At 52.6% G+C, this 26,370-nt stretch carries 24 protein-coding genes; 7 read left to right on the top strand and 17 right to left on the bottom strand.

The genetic code is table 11. The annotated features are described in order from the left end of the window. Positions 1–36: 36 nt before the first annotated feature. The 4 genes from fixX to D9741_RS09090 are packed head-to-tail and all read right to left on the bottom strand — an operon-like array spanning position 37 to position 3,384. The gene (fixX, locus tag D9741_RS09105; protein ID WP_000203741.1) at positions 37–324 is read right to left on the bottom strand and encodes a ferredoxin-like protein FixX; all 288 of its coding nucleotides are present in this window, start codon (positions 322–324) and stop codon (positions 37–39) included. Continuing rightward, the gene (locus D9741_RS09100; RefSeq protein ID WP_130217466.1) at positions 321–1,607 is read right to left on the bottom strand and encodes an FAD-dependent oxidoreductase; all 1,287 of its coding nucleotides are present in this window, start codon (positions 1,605–1,607) and stop codon (positions 321–323) included. The genes fixX and D9741_RS09100 overlap by 4 nt, the downstream gene beginning before the upstream one ends. 50 nt (positions 1,608–1,657) lie before the next feature. Beyond that, the gene (locus D9741_RS09095) at positions 1,658–2,599 is read right to left on the bottom strand and encodes an electron transfer flavoprotein subunit alpha/FixB family protein (RefSeq protein ID WP_130217468.1); all 942 of its coding nucleotides are present in this window, start codon (positions 2,597–2,599) and stop codon (positions 1,658–1,660) included. A 14-nt stretch (positions 2,600–2,613) separates the two neighbouring features. After that, on the bottom strand, positions 2,614–3,384 hold the full coding sequence (locus tag D9741_RS09090) for an electron transfer flavoprotein FixA (protein ID WP_130217470.1): 771 nt from the start codon (positions 3,382–3,384) through the stop codon (positions 2,614–2,616). 472 nt (positions 3,385–3,856) lie between these two features. Here D9741_RS09090 and caiT point away from each other — a divergent pair, with 472 nt between their 5' ends. From caiT to caiE, 6 genes are all read left to right on the top strand, one after another. Beyond that, on the top strand, positions 3,857–5,371 hold the full coding sequence (gene caiT / locus D9741_RS09085) for an L-carnitine/gamma-butyrobetaine antiporter (RefSeq protein WP_130217472.1): 1,515 nt from the start codon (positions 3,857–3,859) through the stop codon (positions 5,369–5,371). 30 nt (positions 5,372–5,401) lie between these two features. Further along, entirely contained in the window at positions 5,402–6,544 is a 1,143-nt protein-coding gene (caiA, locus tag D9741_RS09080) for a crotonobetainyl-CoA dehydrogenase (RefSeq protein ID WP_130217474.1), read from the top strand. A 128-nt stretch (positions 6,545–6,672) separates the two neighbouring features. After that, entirely contained in the window at positions 6,673–7,890 is a 1,218-nt protein-coding gene (caiB, locus tag D9741_RS09075) for an L-carnitine CoA-transferase (RefSeq protein ID WP_130204851.1), read from the top strand. Between the two features lie 72 nt (positions 7,891–7,962). Then, positions 7,963–9,516, top strand: a complete 1,554-nt coding sequence (gene caiC, locus D9741_RS09070) for a crotonobetaine/carnitine-CoA ligase (protein ID WP_130217550.1) — start codon at positions 7,963–7,965, stop codon at positions 9,514–9,516. Positions 9,517–9,625: 109 nt separating this feature from the next. Next, positions 9,626–10,411 carry a crotonobetainyl-CoA hydratase gene (gene caiD / locus D9741_RS09065; protein ID WP_130217476.1) on the top strand — a complete coding sequence of 262 codons (786 nt, stop codon included), beginning with the start codon at positions 9,626–9,628 and terminating at the stop codon, positions 10,409–10,411. Between the two features lie 5 nt (positions 10,412–10,416). Continuing rightward, a complete protein-coding gene (gene caiE, locus D9741_RS09060) occupies positions 10,417–11,007 on the top strand; it encodes a carnitine operon protein CaiE (RefSeq protein WP_130217478.1) in 591 nt (196 codons plus the stop codon). 118 nt (positions 11,008–11,125) lie between these two features. Here caiE and caiF read toward each other — a convergent pair whose 3' ends face one another. From caiF to D9741_RS09000, 12 genes are all read right to left on the bottom strand, one after another. After that, positions 11,126–11,521, bottom strand: coding sequence for a carnitine metabolism transcriptional regulator CaiF (gene caiF / locus D9741_RS09055; protein ID WP_000333104.1), 396 nt, complete (start codon positions 11,519–11,521; stop codon positions 11,126–11,128). Between the two features lie 260 nt (positions 11,522–11,781). Then, positions 11,782–15,003: a carbamoyl-phosphate synthase large subunit gene (gene carB / locus D9741_RS09050; RefSeq protein ID WP_001126356.1), complete on the bottom strand. Its 3,222-nt coding sequence runs from the start codon at positions 15,001–15,003 to the stop codon at positions 11,782–11,784. 17 nt (positions 15,004–15,020) lie between these two features. Next, positions 15,021–16,169: a glutamine-hydrolyzing carbamoyl-phosphate synthase small subunit gene (gene carA / locus D9741_RS09045; protein WP_130217480.1), complete on the bottom strand. Its 1,149-nt coding sequence runs from the start codon at positions 16,167–16,169 to the stop codon at positions 15,021–15,023. A 455-nt stretch (positions 16,170–16,624) separates the two neighbouring features. Continuing rightward, positions 16,625–17,446, bottom strand: coding sequence for a 4-hydroxy-tetrahydrodipicolinate reductase (dapB, locus tag D9741_RS09040; protein WP_130217482.1), 822 nt, complete (start codon positions 17,444–17,446; stop codon positions 16,625–16,627). Between the two features lie 160 nt (positions 17,447–17,606). Continuing rightward, positions 17,607–17,972 carry a DUF805 domain-containing protein gene (locus tag D9741_RS09035; RefSeq protein ID WP_130204839.1) on the bottom strand — a complete coding sequence of 122 codons (366 nt, stop codon included), beginning with the start codon at positions 17,970–17,972 and terminating at the stop codon, positions 17,607–17,609. 22 nt (positions 17,973–17,994) lie between these two features. Beyond that, on the bottom strand, positions 17,995–18,909 hold the full coding sequence (gene rihC / locus D9741_RS09030; protein WP_130217484.1) for a ribonucleoside hydrolase RihC: 915 nt from the start codon (positions 18,907–18,909) through the stop codon (positions 17,995–17,997). A 65-nt stretch (positions 18,910–18,974) separates the two neighbouring features. Continuing rightward, on the bottom strand, positions 18,975–19,925 hold the full coding sequence (gene ispH / locus D9741_RS09025; protein ID WP_130217486.1) for a 4-hydroxy-3-methylbut-2-enyl diphosphate reductase: 951 nt from the start codon (positions 19,923–19,925) through the stop codon (positions 18,975–18,977). Position 19,926: 1 nt separating this feature from the next. Continuing rightward, positions 19,927–20,376 carry an FKBP-type peptidyl-prolyl cis-trans isomerase gene (gene fkpB, locus D9741_RS09020; protein WP_000004655.1) on the bottom strand — a complete coding sequence of 150 codons (450 nt, stop codon included), beginning with the start codon at positions 20,374–20,376 and terminating at the stop codon, positions 19,927–19,929. A gap of 87 nt (positions 20,377–20,463) precedes the next feature. Then, positions 20,464–20,958, bottom strand: coding sequence for a signal peptidase II (lspA, locus tag D9741_RS09015; protein WP_000083369.1), 495 nt, complete (start codon positions 20,956–20,958; stop codon positions 20,464–20,466). Beyond that, complete coding sequence (ileS, locus tag D9741_RS09010) at positions 20,958–23,774, bottom strand: isoleucine--tRNA ligase (protein ID WP_130217488.1); 2,817 nt, start codon at positions 23,772–23,774, stop codon at positions 20,958–20,960. Before ileS ends, lspA begins: the two co-directional genes overlap by 1 nt. A gap of 42 nt (positions 23,775–23,816) precedes the next feature. Beyond that, entirely contained in the window at positions 23,817–24,758 is a 942-nt protein-coding gene (gene ribF, locus D9741_RS09005; RefSeq protein WP_130204831.1) for a bifunctional riboflavin kinase/FAD synthetase, read from the bottom strand. Between the two features lie 7 nt (positions 24,759–24,765). Further along, on the bottom strand, positions 24,766–24,984 hold the full coding sequence (locus D9741_RS09000; RefSeq protein ID WP_064525381.1) for a DUF2575 family protein: 219 nt from the start codon (positions 24,982–24,984) through the stop codon (positions 24,766–24,768). A gap of 102 nt (positions 24,985–25,086) precedes the next feature. Between D9741_RS09000 and rpsT the strand changes: the two genes are divergently transcribed. Further along, positions 25,087–25,350, top strand: coding sequence for a 30S ribosomal protein S20 (rpsT, locus tag D9741_RS08995; RefSeq protein ID WP_001274019.1), 264 nt, complete (start codon positions 25,087–25,089; stop codon positions 25,348–25,350). Positions 25,351–25,446: 96 nt separating this feature from the next. On the opposite strand, the gene nhaR is transcribed toward rpsT, so the two are convergent. Further along, positions 25,447–26,352, bottom strand: a complete 906-nt coding sequence (nhaR, locus tag D9741_RS08990) for a transcriptional activator NhaR (protein WP_130217490.1) — start codon at positions 26,350–26,352, stop codon at positions 25,447–25,449. Positions 26,353–26,370 lie beyond the last annotated feature (18 nt).

Below are 26,370 nucleotides of genomic sequence, written 5' to 3'. Positions count from 1 at the left end.
ATGAGAGTCAGTACGGCGTTACGTATCAAACCGACATCAACCGTAACGGAACTCCACACCAAAGGTGCCGCGCGGGTATTCCCACTGTTCCAGCGCCGACCCCAGCCCCAGAATGCGACAGGTGCCGCACTCCAGACATCCGGCGTAATCGAAGCGCACACTGCCGTCATCCTGCTTCTTGTACAGACCTGCGGGGCACGCTTTCACCAGCAGCTCCAGCGCCTGTTTATCGGCATCGGCCTTCACAACAATGTGCGGATGCTCTTCATCGACATTGAATTTATTGACGCCCAGTTTGACGTCCACATTGACGGGAGAAGTCATAAAACGGTCACTCCTTTCATGCCATCCTTGATTAGATTGATGAAGCCCACTTTCTTGCCGTGGCGGAGGATTTTCTTGCGCATCAGTTCCGGCGCGCTGCCGTCAATGGTGAACAGGTCACGCGCTACGCCCACCGCCAGTTCCGGGTAGCCGCTAAACATGCGTGGGTTATCAAGGAACGCCGGTAGTTTCTGGTACATTCGCATATCGCGCAGCGGGCCACTCTCAAGATGCTGACGATATTCCGCCAGTTTTTGCTTACTGAAATCGTCGCTTTTCATCGCTGAAAGCACAGTTTTTGCTGCGGCTTCCCCGGCGGCAATCGCCAGATCCATTCCGCGAATGGTAAAACCGAGGTTCATACACATTCCGGCGGCATCACCGGCAATCAATACGCCGTCACCAACCAGCTCCGGTAGCATGTTGATGCCTGCTTCCGGCACTACGTGAGCGGAATATTCCACCAGCTTGCCGCCCGCGATCAGCGGTGCAACTGCCGGATGCTGCTTGAAATCTTCCAGCATTTGCGGCACCGATTTTTTCGCGTCATGCAGATGATGCAGACCACAAACCAGCCCCAGCGACAGAGTGTTTTCATTGGTATAAAGAAAACCGCCGCCCATCAGGCCATCGGTGGGTGATCCCGCAAACAGGCAAGCCGCGCCCTGATTACCCTGCAACTGAAAACGGTCTTCGATAACCGACTTCGGTAACTCGATCAGTTCCTTCACGCCAACCGCCACATCCGTCGGTTTAACGCGTTTTGCCATCCCCAGCTTTTCGGCAAGGATGGAGTTCACCCCGTCAGCAAGGATCACCGTTTTCGCTTCAATTACATCGCCATCGGCTTCTACGCCGACAACTTTGCCATCGCGCTGTACGAGGTTATCGACGCGGATCCCGGTAATTAACTGCGCGCCCGCGTCTTCGGCCTGCTCCATCAGCCAGGCATCAAATTTACTGCGCAAAACGGAGTAAGAACGCTGGGATGGCGAGGTTTCGTCGCCATTGCAGTAGTCCATAGTCATCGCTGACTTTTCCGTCATAAACGCGAGTTTTTCATGGGTGATCAGGCGTTCTACGGGGGCGGACTCGGCGAAACCTGGAATAATGTGTTCCAGACTGTGGGCATAGAGACGCCCGCCGGTGACGTTCTTGGCACCTGCGGAATTGCCACGCTCGATAACTAACACTTGCGCCCCTTCGCGGGCGAGCACCAGTGCGGCAACCGAACCGGCAAGCCCAGCACCGACGATGATGGCGTCAAAGATATCTTCGGACATAAGAACTCCCTGTCAGCGGCAGGGCCGAAATGCAGCCCTGCCAGAGTGGATCAACGCGCTAAAGCTGCGGTCAGCGCCGGAAGGATCTTCACGGCGTCGCCAACAATGCCGTAATCCGCATACTGGAAGATCGGCGCATTTTTATCTTTATTGATGGCGAAAATGGTTTGCGACGCGTTAGCGCCAACCATGTGCTGGATCTGCCCGGAGATCCCCACCGCCAGATACAGTTCAGGTTTCAGCATCAGGTTGGAGATACCGACATAGCGTTCGTGCTCCATCCATTTTTCGTTTTCCGCCACCGGACGAGAACAGGCCAACTCCGCACCTATCGCCTTGCAAAGCTGTTCTGCCAGCGCAATGTTCTCTTTGCTGCCAATACCGCGACCGACGCTGACCACCAGACGGGCTTTGTCGAGATCGACGCTGTTGCTCTGGCGCGCCTGGGTTGCCGTGCGGGTAATCGCCACAGCCGGAGCCTGCCACTCCACGGTGTGCGTTTCGCCAGTACGTGACGAGTCTGGCTGAGCCGCATCGAACGTGCCGCTGCTGATGGTCAGTACCGCATACGGCGTGGCAATGCGTTCTTCGCCAATCGCCAGACCGCCGTAAACCATGTGTTTCACTGTCGCTTTACCGTCCTGTACGCTGACGGTGCTGGCATCGTTAGACACCGCCGCTTTAAGGCGATAACCCAGTTTTGCCGCCAGTAATTTGCCGCGACGGGTGTTTGGCAGCAGTACCAGGCCGTCTGCGCCGTGCTGGCGAATAGTGTCAGCCATGACACTGGCGTAATCTTCGATCATCCGATCGTCCGGTTTGCCGCTTAATTTCCAGACATGATTAGCGCCGAGCTGGATTGCCTGTACGCCATCGGCATCATTGAGGACAAAGGCATTGATTTGATTAGCTAAAGCCTGCGCACCGTTCATCAGTTCCGGCAGACGAGAAGGGGTATCGCTGAATACCCAGACTTGAGAAAACGTGTTCATAGCATCCCCTGTAATTAAATGACTTTGCGAAGATTTTCAGCAAATGCGGCGATCTGTTCTTCGCCGTCGCCTTCAATCACGATGCGCTGACGCTCGCGCTGTTTCGGCGCGGCAACCTGTTGTTCAGACCACGCAACCTCCGCGTTAAAACCGATATCCGCCGCCGACCACACCTGGACTGGCTTTTTCGCCGCGCCGAGAATGGCTTTCATCGAAGGAATTTGTGGGGAGTTGATATCAGTGGAAACAGCAATAACCGCAGGCAGCGGAATGCTTAAGGTTTCTGTTTCATCTTCCAGTTCGCGCTCAACGGTGAGGGTATCTGCCGTCAGGGAGATAATTTTGCTGACGCCGTTAACTGCCGGAATATTGAGGATTTCGCCCACCAGCAGACCAACCTGCTGGGCATAAAGGTCGGAAGAACCGTCGCCGCACAGGATCAGATCAAAGCCAGCTTTCTGTGCCGCGGCAGCCAGTGCAGTCGCCGTTTGTTGCGGCAGTGCCTGCTCGAACTGGTCATCAATCACCACAATCAGTTCATCCGGGCCGCGCGATAGCACATCTTTACGCCCTTTGGCGTTGGTCAGGGCTTTACCGCCCACACTTAAGGCCGTCACCTGCGCCTCTGCCGCCTGCTGTTTTAACTGGCAAGCCGCTTCAATAGCGTTGAGATCGTATTGGCTTATTTTGGCATCGGCTTTGCTGAGATCTAATGAACCATCAGCATTATTGACCGCAATATCCTGTTCATCAGGCACGCACTTATAGCAAGTAATAATCTTCATTGCATCTCCAGAAATCATGAAGGAAACGTCGTTCATATCGGTGGTGTTAATTACAGATATCACGTCCTTTAATTCGGGAATAAAACTTTAATCACCAATATTGAAAATGTCACACGCAGATAAATCCAACTTTCAATATTGTTAAGTCCCTCACCAATATTGAAAACATGGCGTAGCAAAAAGAAATTTTCAATATTGTTTTATGGATCACCAATATTGAAAGTCAGATGCTATTTTTTTACTCACAATCAAGCCCATCATATTGATTAATATTGGATATTCACACAAAGACACTCTATTTTTACCCGATGAAAAACTGTGGCTTACATCACAGAATGCAGCCAATTGAATACCCATTATGAGTTAGCAATTAACGCGTCCACGAGGTTAATAATAATTATATTAAATGTTAACAAAAATAAAACAAACGGGAACGCCAAATAAATATTTATTTTTACAGTGGAATTAACTCATGACAAAAGAAAAGAGAAAAACGGGAATAGAACCGAAGGTGTTCTTTCCGCCATTAATAATCGTTGGCATACTTTGTTGGCTTACAGTCAGAGATCTGGATGCGGCGAATGTCGTTATTAATGCTGTATTCAGTTACGTCACCAATGTATGGGGATGGGCATTTGAATGGTATATGGTGGTGATGCTTTTCGGTTGGTTCTGGCTGGTATTTGGCCCGTATGCCAAAAAGCGTTTAGGTAACGAACCCCCTGAGTTCAGCACCGCCAGTTGGATCTTTATGATGTTCGCCTCCTGTACGTCTGCTGCCGTACTGTTCTGGGGATCGATTGAGATCTACTACTACATCTCCACGCCGCCATTTGCTTTAGCGCCAAACTCCACTGGCGCGAAAGAACTGGGGCTGGCCTACAGTTTGTTCCACTGGGGACCGCTACCGTGGGCCACTTACAGCTTCCTTTCCGTCGCCTTCGCGTACTTCTTCTTTGTCCGCAAAATGGATGTGATTCGCCCCAGCTCCACTCTGGTGCCGCTGGTAGGTGAAAAACATGCCAAAGGCTTGTTTGGCACTATCGTCGATAACTTCTATCTGGTGGCGCTGATCTTCGCAATGGGCACCAGTCTGGGTCTTGCCACGCCGCTGGTGACCGAGTGTATGCAGTATCTGTTTGGTATTCCGCATACCCTGCAACTGGACGCTATTATCATTACCTGCTGGATCATCCTCAACGCTATCTGCGTCGCCTGTGGTCTGCAAAAAGGGGTAAAAATCGCCAGCGATGTGCGCAGCTATCTGAGTTTCCTGATGCTTGGCTGGGTATTCATCGTCAGCGGCGCCAGCTTCATCATGAACTACTTCACCGACTCGGTGGGGATGTTGCTGATGTATCTGCCGCGCATGTTGTTCTATACCGATGCCGTTGGCAAAGGCGGCTTCCCGCAGGGCTGGACCGTGTTCTACTGGGCATGGTGGGTGATTTACGCCATCCAGATGAGTATCTTCCTGGCGCGTATTTCCCGTGGTCGTACCGTGCGTGAACTGTGCTTCGGTATGGTGATGGGGCTGACAGCATCCACCTGGATCCTGTGGACCGTGCTCGGCAGTAACACTCTGCTGTTGATGGATAAAAACATCATCAACATTCCAAACCTGATCGAACAGTACGGTGTGGCGCGCGCCATCATCGAAACCTGGGCCGCTCTGCCGCTCAGCACTGCCACCATGTGGGGCTTCTTCATTCTCTGCTTTATTGCCACCGTTACCCTGATTAACGCCTGCTCTTACACCCTGGCGATGTCCACCTGCCGCGAAGTGCGCGACGGTGAAGAACCGCCACTGCTGGTGCGTATCGGCTGGTCAGTGTTGGTTGGTGTTATCGGCATTGTTCTGCTGGCGCTCGGCGGCCTGAAACCGATTCAAACCGCCATTATCGCCGGAGGATGCCCGCTGTTCTTCGTCAACATTATGGTGACGCTCTCGTTTATTAAAGACGCGAAACAGAACTGGAAAGATTAATTAACCCCCAAAATATCAAGAGGTTGAAAGATGGATTTTAATTTAAATGATGAGCAGGAACTGTTTGTCGCCGGTATCCGCGAACTAATGGCCAGCGAAAACTGGGAAGCCTATTTTGCCGAGTGCGACCGTGACAGCGTCTACCCGGAGCGTTTTGTCAAAGCGCTGGCGGATATGGATATCGACAGCCTGCTGATCCCGGAAGAGCACGGTGGTCTGGATGCGGGGTTTGTTACCCTCGCCGCCGTGTGGATGGAACTGGGTCGTTTGGGGGCGCCAACCTACGTGTTGTATCAGTTGCCAGGCGGGTTTAACACCATCCTGCGTGAAGGCACACAAGAGCAGATCGACAAGATTATGGCGTTTCGTGGTACCGGTAAGCAGATGTGGAACTCAGCGATTACCGAACCAGGGGCTGGCTCTGACGTGGGTAGCCTGAAAACGACTTATACCCGTAGAGATGGTAAGATTTATCTTAATGGTAGTAAGTGTTTTATTACCAGCAGCGCCTACACCCCGTACATCGTGGTGATGGCGCGCGACGGGGCTTCTCCGGACAAACCTGTCTACACCGAATGGTTTGTTGATATGAGCAAACCGGGCATCAAAGTGACCAAACTTGAAAAGCTCGGGCTGCGTATGGATAGCTGCTGTGAAATCACCTTTGACGATGTGGAACTGGACGAGAAAGACATGTTCGGTCGGGAAGGTAACGGCTTTAACCGCGTCAAAGAAGAGTTCGACCATGAACGTTTCCTGGTAGCCCTGACCAACTATGGTACGGCGATGTGCGCCTTTGAAGATGCGGCGCGCTACGCCAACCAACGCGTGCAGTTTGGCGAGGCGATTGGTCGTTTCCAGTTGATTCAGGAAAAATTCGCCCACATGGCGATCAAATTAAACTCCATGAAAAACATGCTGTATGAAGCAGCGTGGAAAGCAGACAACGGCACCATCACCTCTGGTGATGCGGCAATGTGCAAATACTTCTGCGCCAATGCGGCATTTGAAGTGGTGGATAGCGCAATGCAGGTGCTGGGCGGTGTCGGGATTGCGGGCAACCACCGCATCAGCCGCTTCTGGCGTGACCTGCGTGTAGACCGCGTCTCCGGCGGATCTGACGAAATGCAGATCCTGACGCTGGGTCGTGCGGTGCTGAAGCAATACCGCTAAGTCCGTGCGCTGCCTGATGCGACGCTGTCGCGTCTTATCAGGCCTACGGGAGCACGAATGTAGGCCGGATAAGGCGTTTACGCCGCATCCGGCAGTCATGCGCTACACAAATTTTTCAGGAGCTAATAATGGATCATCTACCCATGCCGAAATTCGGGCCGCTGGCCGGATTGCGCGTTGTCTTCTCCGGTATCGAAATCGCCGGGCCGTTCGCCGGGCAAATGTTCGCAGAATGGGGGGCGGAAGTTATCTGGATCGAGAACGTCGCCTGGGCCGACACCATTCGCGTTCAACCGAACTACCCGCAGCTCTCCCGCCGCAATTTGCACGCGCTGTCGTTAAATATTTTCAAAGATGAAGGCCGCGAAGCGTTTCTGAAATTAATGGAAACCACCGATATCTTCATCGAAGCCAGTAAAGGTCCGGCCTTTGCCCGTCGTGGCATTACCGATGAAGTCCTGTGGCAGCACAACCCGAAACTGGTTATCGCTCACCTGTCCGGTTTTGGTCAGTACGGTACCGAGGAGTACACCAATCTTCCGGCCTATAACACCATCGCCCAGGCCTTCAGTGGTTACCTGATTCAGAACGGTGATGTTGACCAGCCGATGCCTGCCTTCCCGTATACCGCCGATTACTTTTCTGGCCTGACTGCCACCACGGCGGCGCTGGCAGCACTGCATAAAGTGCGCGAAACCGGAAAAGGCGAAAGTATCGACATCGCCATGTATGAAGTGATGCTGCGTATGGGCCAGTACTTCATGATGGATTACTTCAACGGCGGCGAAATGTGCCCGCGCATGACCAAAGGTAAAGATCCCTACTATGCAGGTTGCGGTCTGTACAAATGTGCCGACGGCTACATCGTGATGGAACTGGTGGGTATTACTCAGATTGCAGAATGTTTTAAAGATATTGGCCTCGCACATCTGCTTGGCACGCCAGAAATCCCGGAAGGCACTCAGCTTATCCACCGTATCGAATGCCCATATGGCCCACTGGTTGAAGAGAAACTCGATGCCTGGCTGGCGGCACACACCATCGCAGAAGTCAAAGAACGCTTTGCTGAACTGAATATCGCCTGCGCCAAAGTGCTGACCGTACCGGAACTGGAAAGCAATCCACAGTATGTGGCCCGTGAATCCATCACTCAGTGGCAAACGATGGATGGTCGCACCTGCAAAGGGCCGAACGTGATGCCGAAATTCAAAAATAACCCAGGCCAAATCTGGCGCGGAATGCCATCACATGGCATGGACACGGCTGCCATTTTGAAAACTATCGGCTACAGCGAAAACGACATTCAGGAGTTGGTCAGCAAAGGTCTGGCCAAAGTTGAGGACTAAACGCGTGGCGCCAGTCAGCTTGCCTGACTAGCGCCCGCCCAATAACAAACGAACAAAATGGATAGAGGTGCAATGGATATCATTGGCGGACAACATCTACGTCAAATGTGGGACGATCTGGCGGACGTTTACGGTCATAAAACGGCGCTGATTTGTGAATCCAGCGGCGGAGTCGTTAACCGGTATAGTTATCTTGAGTTAAATCAGGAGATTAACCGCACGGCAAACCTGTTTTATACGCTGGGGATTCGCAAAGGCGACAAGGTTGCTCTACATCTCGACAACTGCCCGGAATTTATCTTTTGCTGGTTCGGGCTGGCAAAAATTGGCGCGATTATGGTGCCGATTAACGCCCGCCTGTTGCGCGAGGAAAGCGCGTGGATCCTGCAAAATAGCCAGGCGTGCCTGCTGGTGACCAGTGCGCAATTCTATCCTATGTATCAACAGATTCAGCAGGAAGATGCCACGCAGTTGCGGCACATTTGCCTGACAGATGTGTCACTTCCCGCTGATGATGGCGTGAGTTCGTTTACTCAACTGAAAAATCAACAACCTGCCACCTTGTGCTATGCACCGCCGCTATCGACCGACGATACGGCGGAAATTCTCTTTACCTCCGGTACCACTTCCCGACCGAAAGGTGTGGTGATTACCCATTACAACCTGCGCTTCGCTGGATATTACTCCGCCTGGCAGTGCGCACTGCGTGACGATGACGTCTACCTGACGGTAATGCCTGCGTTTCATATCGATTGCCAGTGTACTGCGGCGATGGCGGCGTTTTCTGCCGGAGCCACCTTTGTGCTGGTCGAGAAATACAGCGCCCGCGCCTTCTGGGGACAGGTACAGAAGTACCGCGCCACCATTACCGAATGTATTCCGATGATGATTCGTACGTTGATGGTGCAGCCGCCTTCAGCGAACGATCGGCAACACCGCCTGCGGGAAGTGATGTTTTATCTCAACCTGTCAGAGCAGGAAAAAGATGCGTTTTGTGAACGCTTCGGCGTTCGCTTGCTGACGTCTTATGGGATGACGGAAACCATTGTGGGCATTATCGGCGATCGCCCTGGCGATAAACGACGCTGGCCGTCGATTGGCCGGGCGGGGTTTTGCTACGAAGCGGAGATTCGCGACGATCACAATCGTCCGCTCCCGGCTGGTGAGATCGGTGAAATCTGCATTAAAGGCGTACCGGGAAAAACCATCTTCAAAGAGTACTTTCTCAACCCACAAGCCACTGCGAAAGTGCTGGAAGCCGATGGCTGGCTGCATACCGGCGATACCGGATACTGCGACGAAGAGGGCTTTTTTTATTTCGTCGATCGTCGCTGCAATATGATCAAACGCGGTGGGGAGAATGTCTCTTGCGTAGAGCTGGAAAATATTATCGCCGCGCACCCGAAAATTCAGGACATCGTGGTTGTTGGTATTAAAGATTCGATTCGCGATGAAGCCATCAAAGCGTTTGTGGTGCTGAATGAAGGTGAAATATTGAGCGAAGAGGAATTCTTCAACTTCTGCGAACAGAATATGGCGAAATTTAAAGTGCCCTCTTATCTGGAGATCAGAAAAGATCTGCCACGTAATTGCTCGGGGAAAATAATCAGAAAGGCACTGAAATAAACACTACAGCAGGGTACTACTCTGTCTGGTAATAATCACGTTCAACAATAATATGCATTTTTTTGCAGGGCCGTTGCCGTCCCTGAAAAAGCAAAAATGGAGAAAAGGAATGAGTGAATCATTACATCTGACCCGCAACGGATCAATTCTGGAAATTACCCTAGATCGCCCAAAAGCGAATGCTATTGATGCGAAAACCAGCTTTGAAATGGGCGAAGTATTTCTAAATTTCCGTGACGATCCGCAATTACGTGTCGCCATTATTACCGGTGCCGGAGAGAAATTCTTTTCCGCAGGCTGGGATTTAAAAGCAGCAGCAGAAGGCGAAGCACCGGATGCTGACTTTGGTCCGGGTGGTTTTGCGGGCTTAACCGAAATTTTTAATCTCGACAAACCGGTTATCGCAGCCGTGAACGGATACGCCTTTGGCGGCGGTTTCGAACTGGCGCTGGCGGCAGATTTTATTGTTTGTGCCGATAACGCCAGCTTCGCCCTGCCGGAAGCCAAACTGGGCATCGTTCCTGACAGCGGCGGTGTTCTGCGTCTGCCGAAGATCCTGCCGCCTGCCATCGTCAATGAAATGGTGATGACTGGCAGAAGAATGGGCGCAGAAGAGGCGCTGCGTTGGGGGGTAGTCAACCGCGTGGTTAGCCAGGCGGAACTGATGGATAACGCCCGCGAACTGGCGCAGCAACTGGTTGACAGCGCCCCGCTGGCGATCGCGGCGCTGAAAGAGATCTACCGCACCACCAGCGAAATGCCGGTGGAAGAAGCGTATCGCTATATTCGCAGCGGCGTGTTGAAACACTATCCATCGGTTCTGCATTCGGAAGATGCCCTTGAAGGGCCGCTGGCGTTTGCCGAGAAGCGCGATCCGGTGTGGAAAGGACGTTAACAACCGTGAGCTATTACGCCTTTGAGGGGTTAATTCCGGTGGTTCACCCGACGGCGTTTGTCCATCCCAGTGCTGTCTTGATTGGCGATGTGATTGTGGGGGCCGGAGTCTACATCGGCCCCCTCGCCTCACTGCGTGGTGATTACGGGCGGTTGATCGTGCAAGCGGGAGCCAATATTCAGGATGGCTGCATTATGCATGGCTACTGCGACACTGACACCATCGTTGGAGAAAACGGCCATATCGGGCACGGAGCGATCCTACATGGCTGCATGATTGGTCGCGATACATTGGTCGGGATGAACAGCGTGATTATGGATGGCACGGTCATTGGCGAAGAGAGCATTGTTGCCGCCATGAGTTTTGTCAAAGCAGGCTTTAGCGGCGAGAAACGCCAGTTGTTGATGGGGACGCCAGCCCGCGCTGTACGCAGTGTGAGTGACGACGAGTTACACTGGAAGCGGTTGAATACCAAAGAATATCAGGATCTTGTCGGGCGCTGTCATGCATCGTTACATGAAACGCAGCCGTTGAGGCAAATGGAGGAAAATCGCCCCCGTTTGCAGGGGACGACGGATGTGACGCCGAAACGGTAACATCGTCGGATGCGGCATAAACGCCTTATCCAACTCTGCTGGAGAGCAACCGTAGGCCGGATAAGATGCGCCAGCATCGCATCCGGCGACCAGGTCGCACGGTATCAACGAAATGACATTAACGACGCATACTCTTTGACAACATCATCTGCCACTTCTGCTCGCGGTTAAGTTCCGTGAGCGGAACGGCAGGAATACGCGGCGTCTTTCTTACGCCGACTAATTTATCCCGGCTGTTATTGCGCAGGCGCGCGTAAATTTGCTCATCGATATCGACCACTTTAACCAGTCGCTGACACTGGCATCCCCGCCCTTCCAGCTTATTAGGGATCATCTTAACTTCGCAGCTTATTTCTGTGACTTCCGACAGAATATAAGTCAGGGTATTAACCGCCTTGCTGTGTTCAATATCGAAATGAATAGAGATCTCTCTTGCTATCACCCACCGATTTTCAGCCATCATCCATTCGGCGATTAACAAATAGAGTGGTTTTTCAACACATCCTTCACACATACGAACTCCAGTTTCACAAATTAAAAGACTGGCTATGACTCGTTTTGCAGCAATTAAACAAGGCCATATTAAAATTGTGGATATATCGATAGTATGCAACCTAACGAAGGATTAGTGTGAGCAAAATCCTGCTTACGCCATCAAAAATATGAATTCCAACAAAGTTTTGTCTTACAGGTAAAAAAAACGGTCCTCTTTCGAGAACCGTATTAGTTATTCGATCAAATTGGCGAATAGTACATATCCGCCATCACACGCTATTATTTGATCTGTGCGTGCATTTCCTGCACCGAAATAACTTTTTCGGTCGCATCGGCATTCAACGCCATCGCGGTAGCGAAACCACCGTTCAGGGTGGTGTCATAATGCACTTTATATTGCAGCGCACTGCGACGAATCACGCGGGAGTCTTCAATCGCACGACGGCCTGAGGTGGTGTTGATGATGTAGGTATATTCGCCATTCTTGATACGGTCCTGAATGTGCGGACGACCTTCATGCACCTTGTTCACCAGACGCGGATTAATGCCTGCTTCGCCCAGCACAATCGCCGTGCCGTGGGTCGCATCCAGCTCGAAGCCCTGTTTCAGCAGTTTTGCCGCCAGGTCCACCACGCGTTCTTTGTCACCTTCACGCACGGAGAGCAGCGCACGACCGTGTTTCTTCATGGTGGAGTTACTGCCCAGCTGCGCTTTGGCGAACGCTTCAGCGAAGGTACGGCCGACGCCCATCACTTCCCCGGTAGAGCGCATTTCTGGCCCTAACAGCGGGTCAACGCCCGGGAATTTATTGAACGGCAGCACCACTTCTTTCACCGAGTAGTACGGCGGGATAACTTCTTTGGTTACGCCCTGCTCAGCCAGCGATTTACCAGCCATCACACGCGCCGCCACTTTTGCCAGCGGTACGCCGGTGGCTTTGGAGACGAACGGAACGGTACGCGCCGCACGCGGGTTTACTTCAATCAGGTAGACTTCGTTGTTTTTCACCGCAAACTGCACGTTCATCAGGCCACGCACCTGCAATTCGAAGGCCAGTTTCTGCACCTGTTGGCGCATCACATCCTGAATTTCCTGACTTAAAGTGTACGCTGGCAGAGAACATGCGGAGTCACCGGAGTGCACGCCCGCCTGCTCGATGTGCTCCATAATGCCGCCTATCAGCACCATTTCGCCGTCGCAGATGGCGTCCACATCCACTTCTACCGCGTCATCGAGGAAGTGATCCAGCAACACTGGCGCATCGTTAGAGACACTCACCGCCGTCTGGAAGTAGCGACGCAGGTCTGCTTCGTCGTAGACGATTTCCATCGCCCGACCGCCGAGAACGTAAGACGGACGCACCACCAGCGGGTAGCCAATCTCTTTTGCCTTCTCAACCGCCATTTCAATAGCGGTAACGGTGGCGTTCGCCGGTTGCTTCAGTTTCAGACGGTCAACTGCGTGCTGGAAGCGTTCACGGTCTTCTGCACGGTCGATGGCATCCGGGCTGGTACCGATAACCGGTACGCCAGCAGCTTCCAGCGCGCGCGCCAGTTTCAGCGGGGTCTGACCGCCGTACTGGACGATAACGCCTTTCGGCTTCTCAATACGCACGATTTCCAGCACATCTTCCAGAGTTACCGGCTCGAAGTAGAGACGGTCGGAAGTGTCGTAGTCGGTGGAGACGGTTTCCGGGTTACAGTTAACCATAATGGTTTCGTAACCGTCTTCGCGCAGCGCCAGCGAGGCGTGTACGCAGCAGTAGTCGAATTCGATACCCTGACCGATACGGTTCGGGCCGCCGCCAAGCACCATGATTTTTTCACGGTCGGTAGACGGATTCGCTTCGCACTCTTCTTCATAAGTGGAGTACATGTAAGCGGTGTCGGTGGCAAATTCTGCCGCACAGGTATCCACGCGCTTGTAAACCGGGTGCAGGTCATACTGATCGCGCAGCTTGCGGATTTCCGCTTCACGAACGCCCGCCAGTTTAGCCAGACGCGCATCGGCAAAACCTTTGCGTTTCAGCTGGCGCAGGAAGTCAGCGTTCAGGCCAGTGATGCCCACTTCTGCGACTTTCTCTTCCAGACGCACCAGTTCTTCAATCTGTACCAGGAACCAGCGGTCAATGTTGGTCAGGTTAAAGACGCCGTCTACAGACAGGCCCGCGCGGAAAGCATCGGCGATGTACCAGATACGCTCTGCGCCAGCATCTTTCAGTTCGCGGCGGATTTTGGTCAGCGCTTCCGGGTCGTCCAGGCTCACTTTCGGGTCAAAGCCAGTCGCACCGACTTCCAGGCCGCGCAGCGCTTTTTGCAGGGATTCCTGCTGCGTGCGACCAATCGCCATCACTTCGCCAACCGATTTCATCTGAGTGGTCAGACGGTCGTTCGCACCAGCGAATTTCTCGAAGTTGAAGCGAGGAATTTTGGTGACCACGTAGTCGATGGACGGCTCAAAGGAGGCCGGAGTACGCCCGCCGGTGATGTCGTTCATCAGCTCGTCGAGGGTGTAACCCACCGCCAGTTTTGCCGCCACTTTAGCAATCGGGAAGCCGGTCGCTTTCGACGCCAGCGCCGAAGAACGCGACACGCGCGGGTTCATTTCGATAACAATCAGACGACCGTTTTTCGGGTTCACCGCAAACTGAACGTTGGAACCACCGGTTTCAACGCCGATTTCACGCAGCACCGCCATCGAGGCATTACGCATGATTTGATATTCTTTGTCAGTCAGCGTTTGGGCAGGCGCGACAGTGATGGAGTCACCGGTGTGGATGCCCATCGCATCAAAGTTTTCGATAGAGCAGACGATGATGCAGTTGTCGTTTTTATCACGCACCACTTCCATCTCGTACTCTTTCCAGCCGATCAGCGATTCATCAATCAGCAGCTCTTTGGTTGGGGAGAGATCCAGACCGCGGGCGCAAATTTCTTCAAACTCTTCGCGGTTATAAGCGATACCGCCACCGCTACCGCCCATTGTGAAGGATGGGCGAATAATGCACGGGAAGCCCACGTCAGCGGCAACCGCCAGCGCTTCTTCCATCGTGTGTGCAATACCGGAACGCGCGGTTTCCAGACCAATTTTCTTCATCGCTACGTCGAAACGACGGCGGTCTTCTGCTTTATCAATCGCATCGGCAGTGGCACCAATCATGGTGACGCCGAACTCTTCCAGCACCCCCTGACGCTCCAGCTCCAGCGCACAGTTCAGCGCCGTCTGGCCGCCCATCGTTGGCAGCACCGCATCCGGGCGCTCTTTTTCAATAATCTTGCGTACCACTTCCCAGTGAATCGGCTCGATGTAGGTCGCATCAGCCATTTCCGGGTCGGTCATGATGGTCGCCGGGTTGGAGTTCACCAGAATGACGCGGTAACCTTCTTCGCGCAGGGCTTTACATGCTTGCGCGCCAGAGTAGTCAAACTCACACGCCTGACCGATAACAATCGGGCCCGCACCCAGAATCAGGATACTTTTTATATCTGTACGTTTTGGCATGGCTCTTTTACTCCTGATTACTTAGCGGTTTTACGGTACTGCTCAATTAACTCGATAAAGTGGTCGAACAATGGCGCTGCGTCGTGCGGACCAGGGCTGGCTTCAGGGTGTCCCTGGAAGCTGAACGCCGGTTTATCGGTGCGATGAATCCCCTGTAACGTACCGTCGAACAGGGATTTATGCGTGACACGCAGGTTTGCAGGTAATGTTGCTTCGTCCACCGCAAAACCGTGGTTCTGGGCGGTGATCATCACCACGTTTTTCTCAACATCTTTAACCGGATGGTTGCCGCCGTGGTGACCAAATTTCATTTTGACAGTCTTCGCACCGCTCGCCAGCGCCAGCAGCTGATGACCGAGGCAGATGCCGAATACCGGAATATCGGTTTCGAGGAATTTCTGGATGGCGGTAATGGCGTAATCACACGGGGCCGGGTCGCCAGGACCGTTGGAGAGGAAGATGCCGTCTGGATTCATTTTCAGCACATCTTCCGCAGAAGTTTGCGCCGGAACGATGGTCAGACGACAGCCTCTATCCACCAGCATCCGCAGGATGTTGCGCTTGGCACCAAAGTCATAAGCCACGACGTGGAACTGCAGCTCGTCTTCTTTTTTCGCTTCTGGCAGGCCTCCGGTCAGCGTCCAGCTCCCTTGTGTCCAGCTATAGGCTTCTGCGGTGGTCACTTCTTTTGCCAGATCCATGCCGTTCAGACCTGGGAACGCGCGGGCTTTTTCTAACGCCAGCGCCGCATCCGGGTTATCGCCCGCGATAATGCAGCCATTCTGTGCGCCTTTCTCGCGCAGTAAACGCGTCAGCTTACGGGTGTCGATATCGGCAATCGCCACGATGTTATGGCGTTTCAGGTAAGAAGAGAGGTCTTCGGTGTTGCGGAAGTTGCTGGCAATCAGCGGCAGGTCGCGAATCACCAGACCTTGTGCATGTACCTGAGAGGATTCTTCATCGGCGTCATTAGTGCCGACATTGCCAATATGGGGATAAGTAAGAGTAACGATTTGACGAGAATAGGAAGGATCAGTGAGGATTTCTTGATAACCGGTCATTGAAGTATTGAAAACGACTTCCCCAACCGCCGAACCTGTTGCCCCTATGGCCCGACCGTGAAACTGGGTTCCGTCTTCCAGAACCAATAGCGCTGACTTAATCAAAACACCCTCCAGAGAATATTCACTCACTTTATTTGCATATTAATTCACAGTGATGACGTAAATCAATGCAAATCTGCTTACCGACGAATTTCTGGCAAACGGCGGCATTCTGGAGATATGGGCGCTAAAAGTCAACTTAATGGCGGGATTTTTTATATTATTTTGTGGCTCATGCATGTTTTACAGGCATTAAGCGGCAAAAACATCATCTAACCCGTTCTGGAAAACGCTTGCGCAGCAAGAAAATTGCATAAAACCAAAACCCTTAGAAAAAAGTGGACCAGATGGTCAAAATTTACATTAAAACAACAAAAACAGGCAACTAAACTTTAATTTTTAGCCATTTTTTAATTATTAATAAACGAAACAAGAAAAATAAAAGGGCCAAAAATTAAAGCCCTTTATAATCAATAGATTGGATATGTTATTTTTGCATCAACACAAATGTTTTGTGGTTATAATCTATTGAGATCCAGTACATCTCGCATATCAAAAAGACCACTTTCCTTATCATTTAGCCACAATGCCGATCTTACCGCACCGTTAGCAAATGTCATGCGGCTGGACGCCTTATGGGTAATCTCCAGACGTTCGCCGATATCGGCGAACATGGCGGTATGTTCCCCCACGATGTCACCCGCACGTACAGTGGCAAAACCAATGGTGCCAGGAACACGTTCACCAGTATGGCCTTCACGACTGTAGACCGCGCAATCTTTCAGGTCTTTATCAAGAGCGTGGGCAATCGCCTCCCCCATTGCCAGCGCAGTGCCTGACGGCGCATCGACTTTATGTCTATGATGTGCTTCGATAATTTCAATATCAGTGTAGTCACCCATTACCTGAGCGGCTTTCTCCAACAGCTTAAGCATGACGTTAACGCCAACGCTAAAATTGGCGGCAAAGACAATCGCAATATCTGTAGCAGCGTCACGAATCGCTTGTTTGCCAGCGTCATCAAAACCCGTTGTACCAATCACCATCCCTTTGCCATGCTGGCGACAAAAAGCGAGATGGTTCAGCGTACCTTCCGGACGGGTAAAATCGATAAACACATCAAAATCATCTTTTACCGCGTCGAGGCTGCTTTGCACGGTAACGCCTGTTTTTCCGACTCCGGCCAGTTCACCAGCGTCGCTGCCCAGTAAAGAAGATCCTTCGCGCTCCAGCGCCGCGCCCAGCTGCACGCCCTCTAATGCCAGCGCCGCCTGAATCAACTGGCGGCCCATACGCCCCCCGGCTCCCGCGATGGCAACGCGGATGTTTGCATCATGCATAGCTATTCTCTTTTGTTAATTTGCATAGACCGTTTTCAGAGTAACCAGCGCATCGCTACGCCGCCAGCCAAAAACGCTGATAATTAGAAATTAATGATAAACAGGGAGGGATATCAGTGAAAGGCATGACGCAGAAAGTGATGCGTCATACCATCTGTCATTATGCCTGGTCTTGTGACTTTGACGGCAGGCAGCAAAGTATAAGCAGAATTACGCCCGTAACAGGGATCAACACGACAATAATGACCCACCACCCTGGATATCCGATATCGTGCATCCTTCTGACGGCTAGCGCCATCGCCGGTACGGCAAAAATCAACGTTAAAATAAATGACGCGGGCAGCGCAAAAAAAATGAAAACACCATAGTCATTGTTCATTGTTTCCGCAAACCACCAGCATAAAAGCGGTAGCAGACAGATAACGACACTACCGATCATAAACGACCAGAACTCAAAACGGGTGGCGACACCTTCATAATTAAAGATGTTTTTCCACCCTTCCAAATACGCTTCTCCATACGTCATAGAACACTTCCTTGTTTTCTGATTAGTTCGCCAGGGCCAGCACTTCCGCCACCCACTGCTGAAAGCCTTTCACATCCAGATCCAGCGCCACCTGCACGTTTGCAGGTTTACTCAGGCAACCGTCGATATCAACAACCGTAGTACCTGAGGTAAATTCGCCCTGCGTTTCCACTGCCACAAAACACGGCTTGAGAGTGAATAAGTCCGGGCGCACCAGCCAGGCGATAGCGCAGAGATCGTGCATTCGCAGGCCGCTTTGCATACTGCCGCTACGGTAGTGGCTAAACAGTGCATGAAGCATTTTTCCGGTGCGATTCAACTCCGGCAATGTAGCAAGATAATCAGGAGTTAACACCGCCTGATTGGTGACATCCAGACCGCACATGACGATTTCGATGCCACTACGGAAGACACAGGCTGCCGCTTCTGGATCGGCAGCGATATTAAACTCGGCGTTTGGTGTGCAGTTGCCGCGACCAGCAGAACCCCCCATGATCACCAGACGGCGAATATGCGGTTTGCATTCCGGGCATTGTGAAAGTAACAGCGCAATATTGGTTAACGGGCCGATGGCTACCAGAGTAACAGGCTCAGGCGCACGCAGCAGGGCATCATGAATCGCCAGAAATGCGGGTTTGTCCAGTGGGCTTCTGTTGTGCTCGACAAAGTCGTAGCCAGCCATTCCTGATTCACCGTGCACAGATGCTGCATTACGCGGTGCGCGTACCAGCGGCACAGCGGCTCCCTGGGCGAGCGGAATCTCCGCATTCCAGAAATGCAGCAGTTGCAGGGCGTTGCGGGTAGTTTTCTCAACCGAGACATTACCCGCGACGGTGGTCATCAGTTGCAGGTCGAGCTCGGGGGCAAAAATCGCGGCGGCAATGGCGACGGCATCGTCAATGCCGGGGTCTGTATCGAGGAAGATAGGTAAACGCATGTTTTCTCCATAAAAAATGCCGGTAACAAGACCGGCATTTTCGCATAACTTAGGCTGCTAATGACTTAATCGACTTCACGAATATCGACACGCAGCTCTTTCGGCACTTCGAAAACAATGTTTTCTTCACGGCCTTCCAGCGGAATGGCTTCACCACCGCCCAGCTGTTGCAAACGTGCCACCACATTCTGCACCAGAATATCCGGAGCTGATGCACCAGCTGTCACACCGACGCATTTCACGTCTTTGACCCATTCTTCCTGGATGTCTGTCGCGTCATCAATCAAAAACGCGCGCTTGCCCATACGCTGGGCAAGCTCCGCCAGACGGTTGGAGTTGGAGGAGTTTTTCGAACCGACCACCAGTACTACTTCCGCCTGTTCTGCCAGAGCGCGTACCGCTTCCTGACGGTTAGTGGTGGCGTAGCAGATGTCATCTTTGCGCGGACCGACAATTTTCGGGAAGCGTTTACGCAGTGCGTCGATCACATCAGACGTGTCATCCACCGACAGCGTGGTCTGGGTCATAAAGGAGAGTTTCTCTTCGTTTTTGACCGTCAGTTTCCACACGTCGTCCGGCGATTCGACCAGATACATTCCCCCTTCCGGGTTACTGTACTGGCCCATCGTCCCTTCCACTTCCGGATGCCCGGCGTGGCCGATGAGAATAGATTCTTCGCCACGACGGCTGGCGCGGGCGACTTCCATATGCACTTTGGTCACCAGCGGACAGGTGGCATCAAACACCGTGAGATCGCGGCTTTTCGCTTCGTTACGTACGGCCTGAGAAACACCGTGTGCGGAGAAAATCAGGATCGCGCCGTCCGGCACTTCGCTAATCTGCTCAATAAAGATAGCCCCACGCTCACGCAGGCTATCGACCACGTAGCGGTTGTGCACCACTTCGTGGCGGACATAAATTGGTGCGCCGTAGATGGCCAGCGCGTTTTCAACAATGCTGATAGCGCGGTCTACCCCGGCACAAAAACCACGCGGGTTGGCCAACAGGATCTGCATGTTACGCCTCCAGTGCCGGATCGATTTCCAGCACTTCAATATCAAAATGAACGGTCTGCCCGGCCAGCGGATGGTTGAAATCAACGGTAATGGAGTCGCCGTTAATTTCGCGGATCACACCAGGCATCTCACTGCCATCCATTGCGGTAAAAAGCATGATTGCGCCAATTTCTGGCTCGCCTGCATCCATAAATTCACGGCGGGAGAAGTACTGAATCAGGTCCGGTGACGGCACGCCAAACGCCGCATCAGGCTCCAGCGAGAAGGTGGTTTTATCGCCCACTTTCAGCCCCAGCAGGTGTTGCTCCAGCCCTTCGGAAAGAGAAGCATCACCCAGGCGGAACAGCGCCGGTTTACCGTTGTTGCGGGTAGACTCGGCGGTAGTGCCATCGTCGAGTTTTAGCGTGAAGTGCACCAGGACGGCGCTATTGCTCTGTACAGATTCAGACATGCAGGTTTGCTCTTATATTTTGAGGATTTTTGCCGGATGCGGCCTACGATTTCGCAGCAATCTGTAGGCCGCATCCGGCAGGGTTTATTATTGTTTTTTCGCTTTAGAAGGTAGAAAACCTTCCAGCACAATCAGTGCCGCACCGACACAAATGGCAGTATCGGCAAGGTTGAAGGTGGCGAAGTGCCAGTCACCGACGTAGAAGTCGATCATATCGACAACGAAGCCGTGCCACAGGCGGTCGAACAGGTTGCCCAGCGCGCCGCCAATAATCAGCGCGTAAGCGATATTGTTTAGCTTCTGCGTGGCCTTCGAGCGATACATCATCACTGCAAGGATCACGCTAATACCAATCGCAATACCGGCAAAGAACCAACGCTGCCAGCCGCCGCTATCGGCAAGGAAACTAAACGCCGCGCCATAGTTACGCGCATAATGCAGATTAAGCGACGGGAACAGCGGGACCGTATCCCCCAGAGCAAAGTTCTGGAGGATCAGGTATTTGCTGCCCAGATCGATAATCAGCACGACTACCACCAGCCACAGCCAGCGTAGCCCTGTTGAACAGATCGATTGACTCATCAGGCAAACTTACGTTTTTCACCGTCACCGGCGACGTTGCTGACACAGCGGCCGCAGATTTCTGCGTGTTCCGCCACCTTGCCGACATCCTGGGTGTAGTGCCAGCAGCGTGGGCACTTCTCACCTTCGGCTTTACTCAACGCGACTTTCAGCCCTTTGAGTACTTCGCTCTGCTGAGCATCAGCAGGTGCGTCGTTATAGTCTGCAACGGTAGCGCCGGAGGTCAACAGGACAAATCGTAATTCATCGCCCAGCGCGGTCAGTTTCGCCGCCAGTTCCGGTTCTGCATACAGCGTCACTGCAGCTTCCAGCGAGCCGCCCACTTTCTTGTCGGCACGCGCTTGCTCAATGACTTTGTTCACTTCGCCACGCACTTTCAACAGCTCGTCCCAGAACGCATCGTTCATCGCTTCGCTGTCTGCCAGGCCAAACAGGCCTTCGTACCACTCACCGGTGAAGACGTATTTTTCACGTTCGCCCGGCAGGTAGCCCCACACTTCATCAGCGGTGAAGGAGAGGATTGGTGCCATCCAGCGCACCAGCGCTTCCGCGATGTGATACAGCGCAGTCTGGCAGCTACGACGCGCCACGCTGTCCGCTTTGGCGGTGTACTGACGGTCTTTGATGATGTCGAGGTAGAAGGAACCCATCTCAACGGAGCAGAAGCGCATCAGACGCTGTACCACTTCGTGGAAATCGTATGCTTCGTACGCCTTGAGGATGTCTTCCTGTGCCGCTTTCGCACAACCTACGGCCCAGCGATCCAGTACCACCATCTCTTCCGGTTTCACCATATCTTTTGCCGGATCGAAACCATTGAGGTTTGCCAGCAGGAAGCGTGCGGTGTTACGGATACGACGATAGCTGTCGGCAGCACGTTTCAGGATCTCGTCAGAAACGGCCATTTCACCGGTGTAGTCAGTTGATGCCACCCACAGCCGTAGAATATCCGCACCCAGTTTGTTCATCACATCCTGCGGCGAAACGGTGTTGCCGATAGATTTAGACATCTTGCGGCCCTGACCATCCACGGTAAAGCCGTGGGTCAGTACCTGACGATACGGCGCTTTGCCCTTCATCGCGGTGGAGATCATCAGGGAAGACATGAACCAACCACGGTGTTGGTCAGAACCTTCCAGATACATGTCCGCTGCGTGACCAGCAAATTCCGGGCGCACGTCAACAACAGAAGAGTGGGTAGATCCGGAGTCAAACCATACATCCAGCGTGTCCGGCACTTTCACGTACTGATCAGCTTCATCGCCGAGGATCTCTTTCGCATCGAGATCCCACCACGCCTGGATGCCATCAACTTCAACACGTTTTGCCACTTCTTCCATCAGTTCGAGGGTACGCGGATGCAGTTCTTCCGTGTCTTTATGCACGAACAGTGACATCGGTACGCCCCAGGTGCGCTGACGGGAGATACACCAGTCAGGACGGTTAGCAACCATCGACTCGATACGCGCCTGGCCCCAGTCAGGGATCCACTGCACGCCTTTGATCTCTTTCAGTGACTGCGCACGCAGACCTTTCTGATCCATGCTGACGAACCACTGCGGCGTCGCGCGGAAGATGATCGGCGTTTTGTGACGCCAGCAGCACGGATAGCTGTGCTGCATTTTCTCAACGTGCAGCAGCGCACCTTTTTCCTGCAGCAGCGCAACGACGATGTCGTTCGCTTTGAAGACGTTCACGCCATCCAGCGTCGGGTAAGTGCCCGGCAGATAAGTGCCGTCCGGGCCAACCGGGTTAGCGGTTTCCAGACCGTATTTCTGACCGATCACATAGTCGTCCGGGCCGTGGCCAGGCGCGGTGTGAACGGCACCGGTACCGGCATCCAGGGTAACGTGATCGCCGAGGATTGCCGGAACGTCGAAGCCCATAAACGGATGGGTAAAGCGCAGCAGCTCCAGCTCTGCACCTTTTACCGTGCCGAGAATGGTGTAATCGGTAATGCCGATACGCTGCATCACGCTTTCAACCAGATCTTTCGCCAGAATCACGGCCTGACCGTCGATCTGCACCAGCGCATAGTCGAAATCCGGTGCAATAGAGATTGCGCGGTTTGCAGGCAGAGTCCACGGCGTGGTAGTCCAGATCACCAGCGAGATTGGGCCGTTAACGTTGCTGACACCAAATTTTGCTTTCAGCGCATCCTGATCGACCGCCTGGAAAGCGACGTCGATGGACGGAGAAGTTTTGTCGTAATACTCAACTTCCGCTTCTGCCAGTGCAGAACGGCAGTCAACGCACCAGTGTACCGGCTTCGCGCCTTTGTGCAGGTGACCGTTGCCGATGATTTTGCCCAGCGCGCGGATGATGTTGGCTTCAGTTTTGAAGTCCATGGTCAGGTACGGGTGCGACCAGTCGCCCAGCACGCCCAGACGGATAAAGTCTTTGCGTTGACCGTCAACCTGGGTCGCCGCGTATTCGCGGCACTTGGCGCGGAACTCGGCGGCGGTGAATTTCTCACCCGGCTTACCGTATTCTTGCTCTACTTTCAGCTCGATCGGCAGACCGTGGCAGTCCCAGCCAGGCACATACGGCGAGTCATAACCGGAAAGCCCTTTGGACTTCACGATAATGTCTTTCAGAATCTTGTTAACCGAGTGACCAATATGAATGCTGCCATTCGCATAAGGAGGGCCATCATGCAGAATGAAGGTTTTTTTGCCTTTTTTAGCCGCACGGATGATGCCGTACAGATCATCATCAGTCCAACGCGCCAGCATTCCCGGTTCGCGCTTGGCGAGATCGCCACGCATCGGGAACCCTGTTTCCGGCAAATTCAGGGTTGATTTATAGTCACTCATCAGATTCTCGGTTCCGTATTTCGGTTTGATTACATAACAGGCTTAAGCCGGTTTTGTTAGCCCAAAAAATTCGCGGGCGGTTAATTCATCACGCGCAATCTGCGCTTTCAGTTCGTCCAGCGACGCAAATCGCTGCTCATTGCGTATTTTTTTACGCAGCACTACTTGTATATGGCGACCGTAAAGGTCCATTGCAACATCTAACAAATGCACTTCCAGCTGCTGGCGAATACCGGCAACCGTTGGGCGTGTTCCGATGTTTGCCACGCCGGGTAACGGCTTTTCACCGAGGCCCAGCACTTCTACCGCATAAACCCCTTTCACCGGGGAAACCTGACGGCGTAGCGGTACATTCGCCGTCGGGAAACCTATAGTGCGCCCTAATTCATCACCGTGGACCACACGCCCGGAGATGGCAAACGGGTGCCCCAGTAAACTTTCTGCCAGAGCCAGATTATCGTCTGCCAGTGCCTGACGCACAGCGGTGCTGCTGATACGCACGCCACCTTCGCAAAAAGTTTGCGTACTGGTAATGTCAAAGCCGTATTCCACGCCAGCTTTCTGTAATAACAAGAAATCGCCTTCACGACCAGCGCCAAAGCGGAAATCGTCACCCACGGCGAGAAATTTTACCCGCAAATGCTTCACCAGAAGATCGCTGATGAAGTTTTGCGCAGTCAGCGCCGCAAAGCGCCTGTCGAAACGCACGCACAGCACGTAATCTACGCCACACTCTGCAAGGTAACGCAGTTTTTCCCGCAGTCGGGTCAGTCTTGCCGGGGCTTTATCGGTAGCAAACAGTTCCAGTGGTTGAGGTTCAAAAAGCATCACCATCACCGGTAAGTTTCGCCTGCGCCCTTCTTCCTGCAAGCCCTGTAACAACGCGCGATGACCGCGATGCACGCCGTCGAAATTACCAATAGTCAGCACACACCCTTCTTGCGGGGCCTGGCTGAGATTATGTATGCCGCGTATCAGCTTCATGTCTGGCTCAAAACAGTGAAAATCGTCCGAGTATACCTTGTACAGCGGTCAAGGTTAACCGGCGATTGAGTACCGAAATCAGAAAGAAGTGGCTTTTCATTGCCATGGCGCAAATCACGGGCAGAAACTCACGGCCTGATGCAATTTTTATCGCGGAAAAGCTGTATTCACACCCCGCAAGCTGGTAGAATCCTGCGCCATCACTACGTAACGAGCGCCGGCACATTAACGGCGCTTATTTGCACAAATCCATTGACAAAAGAAGGCTAAAAGGGCATATTCCTCGGCCTTTGAATTGTCCATATAGAACACATTTGGGAGTTGGACCTTGGCTAATATCAAATCAGCTAAGAAGCGCGCCATTCAGTCTGAAAAGGCTCGTAAGCACAACGCAAGCCGTCGCTCTATGATGCGTACTTTCATCAAGAAAGTATACGCAGCTATCGAAGCTGGCGACAAAGCTGCTGCACTGAAAGCATTTAACGAAATGCAACCGATCGTGGACCGTCAGGCTGCTAAAGGTCTGATCCACAAAAACAAAGCTGCACGTCATAAGGCTAACCTGACTGCACAGATCAACAAACTGGCTTAATCGCCTTTTGTTGTCAGCTTTGTAAAAAAGCCCGCGCAAGCGGGTTTTTTTATGCCCATCTGCAGGCCAAAACTGCAGCCTGCAGAGTACAAATGGTTATTTTGAAGCTGAAGTAAACAACGCAGAGTAATCTGTGTTGCAAATACGCTGTACCGCAGGATGTTGAATCATCCTTTCGGCGAAAATCGCGTGGTACTCTTCCATGACGTTCTCAACGCGGCCTATCTCCATAACCGAGTCATCGTTATAGAAATCATTAGCGTAAAGCGAAGGTGCAACGAAAATAGCGTTATGCGTCGCTCCAAAAGCTTTCATCAACGCCGCATCATCAAACTCCCCCAGAATTTCAACGTTTAAGCCCTGAGAGTTAAACCAGTTTAATAGCTTGCGTCCCAACATTGAGCGACGCCCCGGAATAAGTAAGCGACGCTCTTCCAGACAGGCAGGAAACGGCTTTTCTGGCAGCGGGTTAGTGCACCAGAAACTGACACAACACTCGCCAATTTTTATGGAAAACAGCCCTTCCTGCTGGGTGGAGTCTATCGGGCAGTCAGAGATGATCATATCCAGCTTATGCTGACTCAGTTGCTCCAACAGCATCTCGTGCGTCGATTCAAAACAGCGTAAATGGATCTGCTCGTCTTCCACCACTGCGGCATTCAATACACTACTGACCAGGCGTTTGGAAAGAGCATCTGCCACGCCAACATCAAACAACAAATTGGACTCTTTGCGATAGTTGACGATATCCAGCATTTCCTGGCTTAAGGTGAACATTTTATCGGCGTAGCGATAGACCAGCTCCCCCAGTTCGCTGGGTTCCAGACCACGTCCTTTACGCTTAAATAGTTTCCCTTGCAGGCGCTCTTCCAGCGCCCGGATCTGCCCGGTAATGGTTTGTGGTGTTAAATAAAGCGCCTCCGCTGCGCCAACCACAGAACCTTCTTTGTAGACATGCCAGAAGTAATACAAGTGGTTGTAATTGATATGAGACATGCTCATTTCTCTCCCTGATAAGAA

Source organism: Escherichia sp. E14V7 (assembly GCF_004212225.1).
GTDB lineage: Bacteria > Pseudomonadota > Gammaproteobacteria > Enterobacterales > Enterobacteriaceae > Escherichia.
The sequence above is the reverse complement of the archived record's forward strand: the minus strand, read 5'-3'. Positions and strand labels throughout refer to the sequence as shown.